Source organism: Natrinema salaciae, assembly GCF_900110865.1.
Lineage (GTDB): Archaea > Halobacteriota > Halobacteria > Halobacteriales > Natrialbaceae > Natrinema > Natrinema salaciae.
Genome location: NZ_FOFD01000004.1, coordinates 584,810 through 598,126, shown reverse-complemented (window position 1 = coordinate 598,126; position 13,317 = coordinate 584,810). Strand labels below are relative to the sequence as shown.

Genomic DNA, 13,317 nt, shown 5'->3' with positions numbered 1-13,317 from the left:
CTTCGAACCCCGCGACGAACCGATTGCCGATTCGCCGGCCGCCGCGTCCCGATCGAGGAGTAGGACCGTCGAATGCCCGGTGAGTCGTCGCCCGGGACCCGGAGCCGTCGGGAACTCGTTCGCTTCTACCTGCTGGATCATCGAACGCCGCTGGGAAAGGCGATCGACATCGCGCTGTTGGTCCTCAACCTCGTCTTCGTCGCCGTCTTCGTCGCGGAGACGTTCCCCCTCTCCGCCGAGGTCCGGTCGGTCCTCTGGACCAGCGAAGTCGCGATCGCCGTCGTGTTTCTGGTGGAGTACGTCCTTCGGCTGTACGGCGCTTCGAACCGGCTCGAGGAGTTCAGCGATCCGTACGCCGTGGTCGACCTGATCGCGATTCTCCCGACGTTTCTCGTACTGTTCTTGCCGGGGGCGGTGGTCGCGAACGTCGGCTTCCTCCGCGTGGTCCGGGTGGTTCGCGTCCTCCGGTTCTATCGGTTCACCCAGGACGCGGAGTTCTTCTTCGGGACGATCTCCGACAACGCCCTGCGCGCGCTGAAGCTGCTGTTGACGGTGCTGGTACTGTTGTTCGTCTCCGCCGGCCTGTTTTACAGCGCGGAACACGCTGCCAATCCGGAAGTCACCACGTTCGCCGACGCCTTCTACTACGTCGTCGTGACGCTATCGACCACCGGGTTCGGCGATATCGTTCCGGTCACGACCGCGGGGCGGTGGACGACCGTCGCGGCGATTCTGGCGGGGATCGTCATCATTCCCTGGCAGGCCGGCAAGATCGTCCGCGAGTGGAGTCGCAGGGACAACGTCGACGTCACCTGTCCGAACTGCGGCCTGTCGGCTCACGACCGGGACGCGTCACACTGCAAGGCCTGCGGGCAGGTCATTTATCAGGAGTTCGAGTCCCACGAGTAACGTAGCGTCACTGCCGGCGGCGAAACGGTCGCGCCGAGTCGCCGCCTCGAGTGGGGTGCTGAAAACTCCGCGATAGTTTATCCAGATACCGCGAAATCGGGGCGATCCGTGAGAGATATCGCGTCCGAATCGCTCGCGAACTCGAGCCCCGGCCGGTCGTCGGTACGTCGACTGTCGATACTATTTCGGGTGGTGACGACCGGGATTGCCGGGGTGTGAGACGAGATCGACGGCACGAATGCCGTTGCGTGGGGATCGACAGACCTCCTCGAGAACCGCTGAAACGGACTATCTGTCGGGTATCCCGGATGGCCGCGTCCGCGATGCCGAACCCGAACCTACAGTCGTCGATGGAAGGTTCGACGATTGCCGAATGTTCGATCGAAAAAATATGAGTTATCAGTCTGGAGTCGAGCGTATGTACTACCGACTCACACAACCCAATAATGTCTGGTAAATACGACCTCGTAATCGTTGGCGGCGGTATCAGTGGTGCATCCCTTCTGTACACGACCGCAAAGTTCACTGATATCGACTCGATCGCGCTGATCGAGAAGGAATCGGAGATCGCAGCGATCAACTCCCACCACACGAACAACTCCCAGACCCTTCACTTCGGGGATATCGAGACCAACTACACGCTCGAGAAGGCCGAAGAGGTCAAAGAGGGTGCGGAACTCCTCGCGGGGTATCTGGAGAACCACGACCCCGACCGGGAGATGCACGCCAAGCGCAGCAAGATGGTGCTCGGCGTGGGTGACGAGGAGGTCGAGCAACTCGAGCAGCGGTACGACGACGACGGGTTCGGCGACCTCTATCCGAAGCTCCGGCCGATCGACCGCGAGGAGATCGCCGAACTCGAGCCGAAGGTCGTGGAGGGTCGCGATCCCTCGAAGGAGATGCTCGCGCTGCAGACCCCGGACGGCTACGTCGTCGACTACGGCGAGACGACGAAGTCGTTCGTCGACGAGGCGGCGGAAGAGGCCACCGTCGACGTCTTCACCGGCACGAAAGTCACGGACATCACGCCGACGCTCGACGGGTACACGATCGAGACGAGCGACGGTCGGTTCGACTGTGACGCCGCCGTCGTCGCCGCCGGCTCGCACAGCCTCCAGATCGCGAAGGAACTCGGCTACGGGCAGGACAAGGTCTTGCTCCCCATCGCCGGGAGCTTCTTCCTCGCGGACGACCTCCTGAACGGGAAGGTCTACACGCTCCAGATGAAGAAGCTGCCGTTCGCCGCGGTTCACGGCGACGCGGACGTCCACGACGGCAGTATCACGCGGTTCGGTCCGACCGCCAAACTCGTCCCGACGCTCGAGCGCGGCCGCATCTCGACCGTGAAGGACTTCCTCGACGTGTTCGGGCTGAACGCGGCGGCGTTCCTGAGCTACGCCAACATCCTCGCGGATCGGATCCTCCTGCCGTACGTGCTCCGGAACCTCGTCTACGATCTCCCCTCCGTCGGCCGGAAACAGTTCCTCCCGCACGTCCAGAAGGTCGTCCCGAGCGTCGAACTCGAGGACATCGAACGCGCGAAGGGCTACGGGGGCGTCCGCCCGCAGATCGTCGACACGAGGAACAAGTCCCTGGACATGGGCGAGGCCAAGATCGTCGGCGACGACATCATCTTCAACATCACTCCGTCGCCGGGTGCCTCCACGTGTCTGAAAAACGCCATGCGCGACACGCACACGCTGCTCGAGTTCCTCGACGGCGAGTACGAGTTCGACGAGTCGGCGTTCCGAGCGGAGACGATCGACAACTTCCCGCGCGCCGACGAGTCGGACGGCAAACGAATGGTCAAGCCCGGCGCCGACGACTGATCGGTCGGAGTCGGCCGTGGCTCGTGTCCCTCCATCTGTCGCGTGACGGCTGCCCGTTCGAACTGTCCGAGTGTACCGTCGTCGCTCCGTGCACGTCCGTCGCTATGCCGTGCGATCGCTCGAGCCCGCCCCCATTCGATCGCTGTAGTCCCAACTGTAGATCTCGTCGGGAGCGATTCGTATCCGGGCCTCCTCGCGCTCCTCGTCGAGTAACCACTCGGCGAGCGGGGAGTCCGTGCCGCCGAGGTATCGCTCGACGAGGTCCCGGAGGACCGGTCCGCCGTCGGAGTCGATTTCGACGGTCCCGTTCCCTCTGATCCCGCGGTAGGGGACTCGATTCGTCGAGATGTCGAAGGCGATCGCCGGTTCGTGACGGAGGAACCGCACCAGATCCGCGTTCGCTTGCGTCGCACACTCGAGCGCGCCGTCGCGATAGCGGTACCACAGGGTGACGATCCACGGCGATCCGTCCGGCCTGCGGGTAGCGATCCGGATCGGAACCGTCGTTTCCTGTAGAAACGTCTCGACGTCGTCCTCGGTCCAGGTCCCGCGGAACTCGGTCATACGCGGAACGTTCGGGCGGCAGGCTGAAAAAGCTCGACCCGGCGCTGGGTTCGCTCGGGGGTCGGCTCGTCTCCGCCCGACGGGCCGCCCGCGTCGGTGTCCGCCGATCCGAGGATATCCGTCCGAAACGTCCGCTCGTACGAGAGGGCGTCGAGCGGCACGTCCTGCTCGAGACCGCCGTACTCGAGCGTCGCGGTGAAGTCGACGGTCAGGGTCGAGGTCTCGTTGTTTCGGAGGTGCGTGACCCACCACTCGTCCAGTCTGGTGTTGTCGATGGCTGCGCCGGCCTCGATCGGTCGGGTGCTGTCGGGTGGAACGACCGTCCGTTCGCCGGCGACGCCCTGTCCGACGACGACGTCGTTCAACTGCACGGTGTAGCGGATCTTCGCGATCGGTATCGGAATCGACGTTGGGTTCGTCACGGTCGCCGTCGCGTCGATCGGCGACCGGTTCGGCGTGGCGGTCCCCCACTGGGCGGTCGTCTCCTCGACGACGACCAGCGTCCGGCCGCCGGCCTGCACGTCCCGACTCCGGTTCGTTCGCAGCGGCTCGAGGAGATCCGTCCGCACGGTTCGGGTCCGCGTCCACCGCTCCGCCGGGAGTCGGACGCCGGCGTACTCGACGACGACGTCGGGTTCGATTCGAACCGTCGTCGTTTCGTTTCTGTTGACGTGGGACGCCCACCACGCCGGGATCTCGTCGTTGTCGATCCACGTCGAGACGGTGAGTTCGCTCTCGCGACCGCCGACGGCGACGCGCTGGTCGCGCTCCGCGGCGACCTCGATACCGTTCAGCGAGACCGTATACGAGAGGTCCGCCGCGCCGTCGCCGATGCGAAGCAGCCGCGGATTGTCGACGCCGACGCGCGTTTCGACTTCGGTCCGATCGCTCGTCACGGTGCCCCACTCGCTGTCGACAGATTCGACCTGGGGTCGGTCCACCGCAAGCAGTCCGTACGTCGCGGCTGCGACGACCAACGCGATCGCGACGAGAACCACCGTCCACGTCCTGCGGCCGGGTCCCATCTACCGACGTTCCGCCGCGGCGGTAGTTCGTCCCGCGCGTTACACGTTCAGGCCATTGAAGGCGGGGCTTCGGTACCAGAGCGGACAGGTGTTGGTACGGGCGACCCTCGTCGAGGAATACTACTATGTCTCCACCTCCACATGGTATGGGATACCATGACTGAGGGTGGGCGATCGTACGAGTACGTGATCGTCGGGGCGGGACCGGCGGGCTGTGTCCTCGCGAATCGGCTGTCGGCCGACGGCGACACCGATGTCCTGCTACTCGAGGCCGGACGGCCGGACGAGAAGCGCGAGATCGAGATTCCGGCGGCGTTCTCGGAGCTGTTTCGGTCGGCTGTCGACTGGAACTACCACACGGAGCCGCAGTCGGCGCTGTGTGACAGGGAGCTCTACTGGCCGCGCGGGAAGACTCTCGGGGGCTCGAGTTCGATCAACGCGATGATCTACATCCGGGGTCAGCCCGACGACTACGATCACTGGGCGCAACTGGGCAACGAGGGCTGGGGGTACGAGGACGTGCTCCCGTCGTTCAAACGCGCCGAGCACAACGAGCGCGGACCGTCGGAGTACCACGGTACCGGCGGGCCGCGAAACGTCGCCGATCTCCGGTCGCCGAACGAACTCAGCGAGGCGTTCGTCGAGGCCGGCCAGGCGGTCGGGCTGCCGCACAACGAGGACTTCAACGCCGGCGAGAGGGAGGGGGTCGGATGCTATCAGGTGACACAAGAAGGCGGTCGCCGCCATAGCGCAGCAGATGCTTATCTGAAGCCGGTGCTGGACCGGCCGAACCTGACCGCGGTAACCGGCGCGCGGGTGACGCGCGTTCGGTTCGACGGGCGCGAGGCCGTCGGCGTCGAGTACGCTCGCGACGACGGAGACGGCAGTCGGGCGACGGTCGACGCGACGGACGAAGTGCTGCTCTCGGCCGGGGCGATCAACTCGCCGCAGGTGCTGTTGTGCTCCGGGGTCGGCCCGGCCGATCACCTCGCGGAGCACGATATTCCGGTCGTCGCGGACCTGCCCGGCGTCGGTCGAAACCTGCAGGATCACCTGCAGGCCAGCGTCGGCTACGAGTGCGAGAAGCCGATCAGTCTCGCCGACGCGGATTCGCTGTGGAACGTCCTCAAACACCTGGTGCTGAAACGGGGTCCGCTGACGTCGAACGTCGGGGAGGCCGGCGGATTCGCGACCGTCGCCGAGGACGCCGATCGGCCAGACGTACAGTTCCACTTCGCCCCGTCGCACTTCGTCGAACACGGGTTCGACAACCCCGACGGCCACGGGTTCTCGCTGAATGCCCTCCAGCTTCGACCCGAGAGCCGGGGTCGGATCACGCTCGACTCCGCCGATCCCTTCGACGAGCCGGCCATCGACCCGCAGTATCTGACCGCGGGCGACGACCTCGAGGTGCTGCTCGAGGGCGTCAAACTGGCCCGGGAGATCATGCGGGCCGAGCCGTTCGACGAGTACCGTGGCGAGGAGCTGTTGCCGGGGCCGGACGTCCGGACCGACGAGGGGCTGATCGAGCACATCCGCGAGACCGCCGAGACGCTGTACCACCCGGTCGGCACCTGCAAGATGGGTGACGACGAACTGGCCGTCGTCGACGACCGACTCCGGGTCCGCGGCCTCGAAGGAATACGCGTCGTCGACGCGTCGGTGATGCCGACGATCACGAGCGGGAACACGGACGCGCCGACGACGATGATCGCCGAGAAGGCGGCCGATTTCGTTCGGAACGTGGCGTGATCGGAACCGCGCTCGGCGGGCGACGATCGTTCGTCTCGGCGTGACAGTGGCTCGTGCATACCTATTTAGTCGAACCGTTCCAACGGTGGGTAGAGCCACTCGGCTCCACCTATCATGAACGTCGACGAATTCGTTACTACGAACGAACCGAAAGCGGGCGGGGAGACCTTTCAGCTCGAGAACGGGAAGCTGCTGGACATCGACCTCGACGGGACCGTGATCGCGAAGGCCGGATCGATGATCGCCTACGACGGAGACGTCTCCTTCCAGGGGAAATCGTCCGCCGAAGGCGGGATCACGGGATTCCTCAAGGAGAAGGCGACGGGCGAGGGAACGCCGGTGATGGAGGCGACCGGAACCGGCCACCTCTACCTCGCGGATCAGGAGAAGAAGATCCAGCTCCTCGACCTCGACGCCGGCCAGTCGATCTCGGTCAACGGGAACGACGTGCTCGCGTTCGAGTCGAGCGTGAACTACGAGATCCGGACCATCAAGAGCATCGCGGGCTTCTCGGCCGGCGGGATGACTAACGTCTTCCTCGAGGGGCCGGGCAGCGTCGCGATCACGACCCACGGTGAGCCGCTCGTCCTGCGGCCGCCGGTCAGGACCGATCCCAGCGCCACCGTCGCCTGGAGTGGGACGACGCCCGGGAGCCACGTCGACAACGCCTTCTCGAACATGATCGGCCAGTCTTCCGACGAGACCTATCAACTCGAATTTACGGGCTCGGATGGGTTCGTGGTCGTGCAGCCGTACGAGGAGACCACGCCGCAGCAGTAGCAGGCACCATCGGCATCAGACCGCGTTACGTATGTTCGGTCGACCAGTACGCGTTTCTAGACGATTTCCATGAGACGACGAGCGCTTGGCGCGATTTCGGCCGCGGTCGCACTAACACTCCCCTGGGTCGTCGTCGTAGGGGCCACCGATCTCCTCCCCTGGCTGGCGACGACTGCGGGATTCGAGTACCGAGCGCCGGCGCTGCTCGCCACGCTCGCCACGCTCGAGACGGTGATCGTCACCGGACTCGCCGTCCTCGGTTCGGCGTTCCTCCTCGCGTGGGCCGCCGAAACGGCCGAGAAAGACGTGCCACAGGCGTTCGCGATCGCGGTGCTCGCCGTCCTGGCGGTCGCACCCGAGTACGCGGTCGACGCCCTCTACGCCTGGAACGCGGGCCAGTTCGCCGGGACGCCGCGCGGGATCGAAGCCGGCAACCTGGCGGTCGCGAACATGACCGGAGCCAACCGAATCCTCATCGGCATCGGCTGGGCCGGTGTCGCCCTCTTTACGATCTTCCGTCGGGGATCGGCCGCCGATCCCGCCGTCGAGAAACGACCGGGCGTCCTCTCGGACGTGGTCGTCCTCGACCGGGAGATCGGCCTCGAGATCGTGTTCCTGCTGCTCGCGACGCTCTGGGCGTTTCTCGTCCCGCTCAACGGCGGCATCGATATCTTCGACATGCTGTTTCTGGTCGGCCTGTACGTCTGCTACATCGCGGTCATCCTCCGCGGCGAGGTCGAACCGGACATGGACCACGTCGGCGTGCCGGCGTACCTCCAGCGCTTCCCGAAACCCGCCCGGATCGCGACCGTCGTCCTCCTGTTCGCCTACTCCGGCGCGCTGATCTTCACGGCCGTCGAACCCTTCGCACACGGGCTCGAGACGCTCGGCGAGGGCGTCGGCATCCCCTCGTTCTTCATGATCCAGTGGATCGCGCCGCTGGCCTCCGAAGCGCCGGAGCTCATCGTCGTCGTCTATCTGGTGAACAAGGCCCGCTCGACGGCGGGTTTCAACGCGCTCATCTCGTCGAAACTCAACCAGTGGACGCTCCTCATCGGGACGCTCGTCGTCGTCCACTCGCTGGCGTTGGGCCAGTACGGCGTGCTCGCCTTCGACTTCAAGCAGTCGGCCGAGATCTGGTTGACCGCCGCCCAATCGTTCTTCGCGATCGCCCTGCTGATCCGGTTCGAGATTTCCGTGCGGGAAGCGCTCACGCTGCTCGTCCTGTTCCTCTCGCAGGTCTTCCTCGAGTTCGCGCTCATCCGCGAGGTCGTCGCGCTGCCGGTCTCGAGCACTGACATCCTGCTCATCTACAGTGCGATCTACGTCGTGCTCGGGACGGTGCTGTTCGTCAGCCGGCGTCGAGCGTTCGGTCGGCTCGTCCGTCGAACGGCGGGGACGGTCGGCGACGCGATGTCGACCGGCGGGGAGCAACCCCACAGTGCCGACGACTGAACGGGCCCGCCACGAACCTACATTTTCGTCGCCGGTGTACGCAATCGAACGATGATCTCCATCGGGTCGTTCGCGCTCGAGGCGGTTCTCACTCCCGCGCTTGCGATCGCTCTCGCGCTCGTTCACCTCTTCGCCGGCCGCCTGGGATTCGGCGGCCGGATTCCCCGTAGCCGGTGGCTGTCCGCCGCCGGCGGCGTCTCGGTCGCGTACGTGTTCGTCCACCTCCTCCCCGACATCGGGGAAGCCGCGACGACGCTCGAGACCTACGGGGGACCGACCGCGTCCGCCGAACACCACGGCTATCTGCTCGCGCTCCTCGGATTCGTCACCTTCTACGGTCTCGAGCAACTCGCTCGCCGGACCAGCGCCGACTCGGGACGGAACGACGACGCGGACGACGGGGGCGTGTTCTGGGTCCACGTGGGGTCGTTTGCGGTCTACAACGCGATAATCGGCTACCTCCTGTTGGATCGAGAACTCGGTAGCATCCTCCTGTTTTTCGTCGCGATGGCGTTACACTTTCTCGTCACTGACGACAGCCTTCGGGAGCACCACGGCGCGGCGTATCACCACCGCGCTCGGTGGCTGCTGTCGGCGGCGGTGATCGCCGGATTCGTGGGTGGATACGCCCTCGAGGAGGCCGAACTCCTCCTCGCGGTGTTCGTGCCGTTCCTGGCCGGCGGGATCGTTCTGAACGTGATCAAGGAGGAGCTACCCGCGGACCGCGAGAGTCGGTTCTGGGCGTTTGCCGCCGGAGCGGGTGGCTATGCTATCCTCTTGCTGTTCGTGTAACCGGGTTCATCAAACGGGAGCGTTTTATCGTTCCGTCGTAATCCCCCGCTATGAAGCTTCGACGCCCGCGTCGGCCGCGCGATTTCCGGCTCGCGGACTCGGCCCAGCAGATCGTCGGCGGGTTCCTGCTCGCCGGCCCGTTCGTGGTCACGGAGGAGGTCTGGGTGCTCGCGGGGAACATGCACATTTTGCAGGCACTCGCGATCGTCGCGATCGTCTTCTCGATCGGCTACGCGGCGCTGTACAAGGCGGACACGACCCGCGACGTCGACGACGAACAGGAGGTGGCCGGCGTTCCGATCCGGTTTATCTCGCTGATGGTCGTTACGTTCGGCTCGGTGACAGTCCTCGCGCTGTTGTTCGGTGCCCCCAGGACGTTTCTCGAGGACGCCGCGACCGCTTGTGACCCCGGGCTCCTGGTCGGCTCCTCCGGCCCGTCCCTCGAGAGCGTCGCGACCTCCTGCGAGCGCGCACTGACCACGTTCAAAGCCGTGACCGTGGGCTCGGTCTTCAGCGTCGTCGGCGCGGCGACCGCCGACAGCATCTTCGCGAAGTAACGACGGGGAGTACGGTTCCGAGCGGCCGACTCGAGACGAGCGGACGATTTCGGGTCCGCGCAGTGAGAGCCTAGAGGTGCGAGTCGTCGTACGACTCCTCGGATCGTTCTGCGTGTGAGTTGCCACAGTCACTGCACTCGAGCCGTTCCATGTTGTTCATCGAGACGTCGAGCGAGCCGCAGTTCGAACAGTAATACCCGTACTGTTCCGCGTGGTCCGCGTCCTCGTAGGAGACGAAGAACGGAGCCGCGGTGCCGGACTCGGCCTCGTCGCGAGCGATGTACACCGTCTTTCCGTCGTCGGTCGCCGTCAGGTGGCCGTCGGTCTCCGCCGTTTCGGGGAACTCGGCCGCCGCTGCGTCCTCCTCGTCCGCCGCTTCCGCCTCCGACGTCGACGGGGGCGCAGCGTCCGCCTCCGCGTCCGTATACACGTACTTCACGAGGGACTCCTCGGCGACCTCGATGCGCCGGTCGCCGTCGTGCTCGAGGCCGAAGCGCTCGACGAACTGGTGGCCCTCGGTGTTTGCCTCGAGGACGGTGACGCAGACGTGCTCGGCACCGCGGTCGCGGAGCGTGTCCGTCGCGGCCTCGTACAGTTCCGTCCCGATACCCTGCCCGCGGTGTTCCGGATCGACGAACAGCCAGTTCACCTCGCCCCACCCGTCCTCGAGTCGCCCCTCGACGAACCCGGTGATGGCGACGCCCTCGATGTCCGCACCGCTCTCGGCGACCTGAAGCAGCGTGTTCTCGTCGCCGAGTTTCTCGGCGATGGCGTCGTCGGCGAACTGGTCGTCCGTGATCCCGTCGATCTGTCCCGGACTGAGCCTGAACGAGGTCGTCATCGAGCTATCGACGACCTCCCGAATCCGCGCCGCCTCGTCCGGCTCCGGTTCCCGAATCTCCATACCGAATACTCGGTATCGATCCGGATAAGATGGCTGCCGGCGGGAACATGGGGATCGACGGACACCGCTTCGCCCGCGGCTCTGATCCCGCCCGGATCGCTCGATTCGCGTGGGAACCTCCCGGGCGACTACGACCCGCCACCGCCGGTGACGACCACCGGCCGATCCGAACTGAGAATGACGCCCTGCGTGGTGCTGCCGAAGATCGCCTTGCCGACTGGGGAGCGTTTCCGGCCGCCGAGGACGATCGAGTCGACGTCGTAGGCCGCGGCTTCCTCGAGGATGTCCTCCTCGGTGTCGCCGCTGTCCTCGAGGATCGTCACCTCGATGCCGGCTTCTTCGAGGGCCTCCTGTGCGCGGCGGACGGAGCCGATCCGGGAGGCGGACTTGAACTTCTCGAACTCCTGGGGCAGGTCGTCGCTGTCCTCGGTGAAGACGAACAGGAGGTGAGCCTCGACGGATTCCGACGCGTTCGGCAGTGATTTGACGTACTCGGCCTGTGCCAGCGCGCGGTCCTCGTTGGTGTCGACGGGTATCAAGACGCGATACATAGGGAGAAATTCGCATGGGGTGATTATAAAACCGACTGCGGCTCCCGTCGTCTCGGAGGCGGTTCGGCGTCACTCTCGCCGCGGGGTCCGATGGCTACTCGCCGGTCGTCTCGCGATCCCGCAGGGAGCGGCGGCGGATCTTGCCGGTCGTCGTGGTCGGCAACGTCTCGACGAACGCGACGTGTTGCGGGTACTCGTACTCGGCGAGCCGGTCGCGGACCAGCTCGCGGATCTCGTCGCGGAGCGCGTCGGGGTCGTACTCGTCGGTGGCGGGTTTGACGAACGCCTTGATCGCCTCGCCGCGGGTGTCGTCGGGGACGCCGACGACGCCGACCTGCTCGACGGCCTCGTGGGTGAGGATCGCGTCCTCGACCTCCATCGGGCCGACGCGGTAGCCGCTGGTGAGAATGACGTCGTCGGCCCGCGAGACGAACCACAGGTAGCCGTCCGCGTCGCGTTCGACGAGGTCGTCGGTCAGGAACCACCCGTTCTCCGTCCGCTTGCTCGCCGTCTTTTCGGGGAGGCCGTGGTACCCGTCGAAGAAGACCCGCCGATCGCCCGGCTTCACGGCGAGTTCGCCCACCTCGCCGGTCTCGAGCCGGTCGTGCGTTTCGGGGTCGAGCACCGCGACCTCGTAGCCGGGGAACGGTTTGCCCATGCTTCCCGGCCGCGTGTCGAACCACGTCTCCGAGTTGCCGACGACGAGGTTGAGTTCGGTCTGGCCGTAGAATTCGTTGATCGCGACGTCGTCGAACGTCGATTCGACCCAGTCGACGACCTCCGACGTGAGCGGTTCGCCGGCGGAGGCGAACGTCTCGAGCGAGAGGTCGTACCGGTCTTCGGGGTCGTCGACGCCCGTCAGCATCCGGAGCGCGGTCGGCGGCATGAACGCCTCGGTCACCTCGTGGCGCTCCATGAGGCCGTAGACCGCGTCGGGGTCGAACCCGTCGCGGGGCCAGCCGACGATCGTACAGCCGTGGTGCCACGCGGCGAACAGCGTCCCGCCGAGTGCGGCTCCCCACGCCCAGTCTGCCGGGGTCCACAGCGTGGCCTCGCCCTCGGCGAGCCCCTGATCGAAGTAGTTGTACGCGGCGGCGGCCCGCCCGAGCCAGAGCGCGTGGCTGTGCCGGACCCCCTTCGGCGGCCCGGTCGACCCGCTCGTGTACATGATCGCCGTCGGCGTTTCCGGCGTGGAGTCGTAGACGTCGATTCCGGGCTCGTATCCGGCGAGGAGGTCGTCGAAGGCGGACGCGTCACCCGCGACCGAGTCGCCGTCGCCGAGTTCGATCACGGCCTCGAGCGCCGGGCACTCCCCGCGGATCTCGTCGACGGTCTCGCGGACGCTCGGATCGACGACGACGGCTTTCGCTTCGCTGTCCTCGAGTCGGTACTGCAAGGCGTCGCGACCGAAGAGTACCGTCAGCGGTACCGACACTGCGCCGAGTTTCCAGTTCGCCAGGTGAGTCAGCGGATTCTGGGGTTTCTGCGGGACCACGACGCCGACTCGATCGCCGGCCTCGACGCCGAGGTCGGCGAGCGCGGCCGCGAGGCGGTCGGACCGGTCGTCGAGATCGTCGAACGAGTACGTCTCGAGGCCGTCGTCGGGCGTCTCGTACCGTAGCGCCGTCCGACTCGTGTCCTCGTGTTTCCGGAGGAAGTCGACGGCGGGGTTGTACTCGTCGGGGAGGTCCCACGCGAACGTCTCGCGGGCCCGCTCGTACTCCTCGACGGTCGGCATGATCGTCCAGGCCATGCTGGCAGGTACCGGGGGCAGTACAAGCGTTTTTCGACACGCGCGAGAATCGCGAGCGCGTGCTGGCTCGGGCGGACCGCGGCGGCACGTCGACCCGGGCGTCGAGCCTTGCGACGTGACCGATCAGTCCTCTTCGGTTTCCTCGGACTCTGCCTTCTCTTCGGTTTCCTCGGACTCCGCTTCCTCGGCGCTTTCGCTCTCGCCTTCACCTTCGACCTCGACCTCCGCCTCGACCTCGATGGTCAGGCCGCCGGCCTCGAGTTCGCCCTCGAACTCCCGCTCGTCTCCGACTTCGATCTCGAGTTCGTTGGAGTCCACTTCGACTTCGACCTCGACGTCGACGGTGACGTTCGAATCGTCCATACCCGGTCTTCACGGAGCATCCCTAAAGGGGTACCGCGTGTTTTCGAGGGCGGAACCCGGCCGCGCGACTCGGACCCCGCCGG

Annotated in this window: 13 protein-coding genes; 7 read left to right on the top strand and 6 right to left on the bottom strand. The window is 66.0% G+C overall.

Going from position 1 to position 13,317, the window contains the following annotated elements:
- Nucleotides 1-72: 72 nt before the first annotated feature.
- Nucleotides 73-909, top strand: a complete 837-nt coding sequence (locus BMX07_RS16460; RefSeq protein WP_090619675.1) for an ion transporter — start codon at nucleotides 73-75, stop codon at nucleotides 907-909.
- A 446-nt stretch (nucleotides 910-1,355) separates the two neighbouring features.
- Nucleotides 1,356-2,738 (top strand): FAD-dependent oxidoreductase, encoded by a 1,383-nt coding sequence (locus BMX07_RS16455; protein ID WP_090619673.1) that lies wholly within the window; start codon nucleotides 1,356-1,358, stop codon nucleotides 2,736-2,738.
- Between the two features lie 102 nt (nucleotides 2,739-2,840).
- On the opposite strand, the gene BMX07_RS16450 is transcribed toward BMX07_RS16455, so the two are convergent.
- Complete coding sequence (locus BMX07_RS16450) at nucleotides 2,841-3,302, bottom strand: pyridoxamine 5'-phosphate oxidase family protein (protein WP_090619670.1); 462 nt, start codon at nucleotides 3,300-3,302, stop codon at nucleotides 2,841-2,843.
- Entirely contained in the window at nucleotides 3,299-4,327 is a 1,029-nt protein-coding gene (locus tag BMX07_RS16445; protein ID WP_090619664.1) for an LEA/WHy family protein, read from the bottom strand. The genes BMX07_RS16450 and BMX07_RS16445 overlap by 4 nt, the downstream gene beginning before the upstream one ends.
- Before the next feature lie 156 nt (nucleotides 4,328-4,483).
- Between BMX07_RS16445 and BMX07_RS16440 the strand changes: the two genes are divergently transcribed.
- The 5 genes from BMX07_RS16440 to BMX07_RS16420 all read left to right on the top strand — a co-directional run bounded on the left by BMX07_RS16440 (nucleotide 4,484) and on the right by BMX07_RS16420 (nucleotide 9,663).
- Nucleotides 4,484-6,079: a GMC family oxidoreductase gene (locus tag BMX07_RS16440; protein WP_090619988.1), complete on the top strand. Its 1,596-nt coding sequence runs from the start codon at nucleotides 4,484-4,486 to the stop codon at nucleotides 6,077-6,079.
- 114 nt (nucleotides 6,080-6,193) lie between these two features.
- Nucleotides 6,194-6,859 (top strand): AIM24 family protein, encoded by a 666-nt coding sequence (locus BMX07_RS16435; RefSeq protein ID WP_090619661.1) that lies wholly within the window; start codon nucleotides 6,194-6,196, stop codon nucleotides 6,857-6,859.
- 69 nt (nucleotides 6,860-6,928) lie between these two features.
- The gene (locus tag BMX07_RS16430) at nucleotides 6,929-8,314 is read left to right on the top strand and encodes a sodium:calcium antiporter (RefSeq protein WP_090619659.1); all 1,386 of its coding nucleotides are present in this window, start codon (nucleotides 6,929-6,931) and stop codon (nucleotides 8,312-8,314) included.
- A gap of 51 nt (nucleotides 8,315-8,365) precedes the next feature.
- Nucleotides 8,366-9,106: a hypothetical protein gene (locus BMX07_RS16425; RefSeq protein ID WP_090619656.1), complete on the top strand. Its 741-nt coding sequence runs from the start codon at nucleotides 8,366-8,368 to the stop codon at nucleotides 9,104-9,106.
- Between the two features lie 50 nt (nucleotides 9,107-9,156).
- On the top strand, nucleotides 9,157-9,663 hold the full coding sequence (locus BMX07_RS16420; RefSeq protein ID WP_090619654.1) for a DUF2391 family protein: 507 nt from the start codon (nucleotides 9,157-9,159) through the stop codon (nucleotides 9,661-9,663).
- Between the two features lie 70 nt (nucleotides 9,664-9,733).
- On the opposite strand, the gene BMX07_RS16415 is transcribed toward BMX07_RS16420, so the two are convergent.
- The 4 genes from BMX07_RS16415 to BMX07_RS16400 all read right to left on the bottom strand — a co-directional run bounded on the left by BMX07_RS16415 (nucleotide 9,734) and on the right by BMX07_RS16400 (nucleotide 13,234).
- Nucleotides 9,734-10,567, bottom strand: a complete 834-nt coding sequence (locus tag BMX07_RS16415; RefSeq protein WP_090619651.1) for a GNAT family N-acetyltransferase — start codon at nucleotides 10,565-10,567, stop codon at nucleotides 9,734-9,736.
- 128 nt (nucleotides 10,568-10,695) lie between these two features.
- Nucleotides 10,696-11,118 carry a universal stress protein gene (locus tag BMX07_RS16410; protein ID WP_090619648.1) on the bottom strand — a complete coding sequence of 141 codons (423 nt, stop codon included), beginning with the start codon at nucleotides 11,116-11,118 and terminating at the stop codon, nucleotides 10,696-10,698.
- Nucleotides 11,119-11,212: 94 nt separating this feature from the next.
- Nucleotides 11,213-12,871: an acetate--CoA ligase gene (locus BMX07_RS16405; protein WP_090619646.1), complete on the bottom strand. Its 1,659-nt coding sequence runs from the start codon at nucleotides 12,869-12,871 to the stop codon at nucleotides 11,213-11,215.
- A 123-nt stretch (nucleotides 12,872-12,994) separates the two neighbouring features.
- Nucleotides 12,995-13,234 (bottom strand): hypothetical protein, encoded by a 240-nt coding sequence (locus tag BMX07_RS16400; RefSeq protein ID WP_090619643.1) that lies wholly within the window; start codon nucleotides 13,232-13,234, stop codon nucleotides 12,995-12,997.
- Between the last annotated feature and the right edge of the window lie 83 nt (nucleotides 13,235-13,317).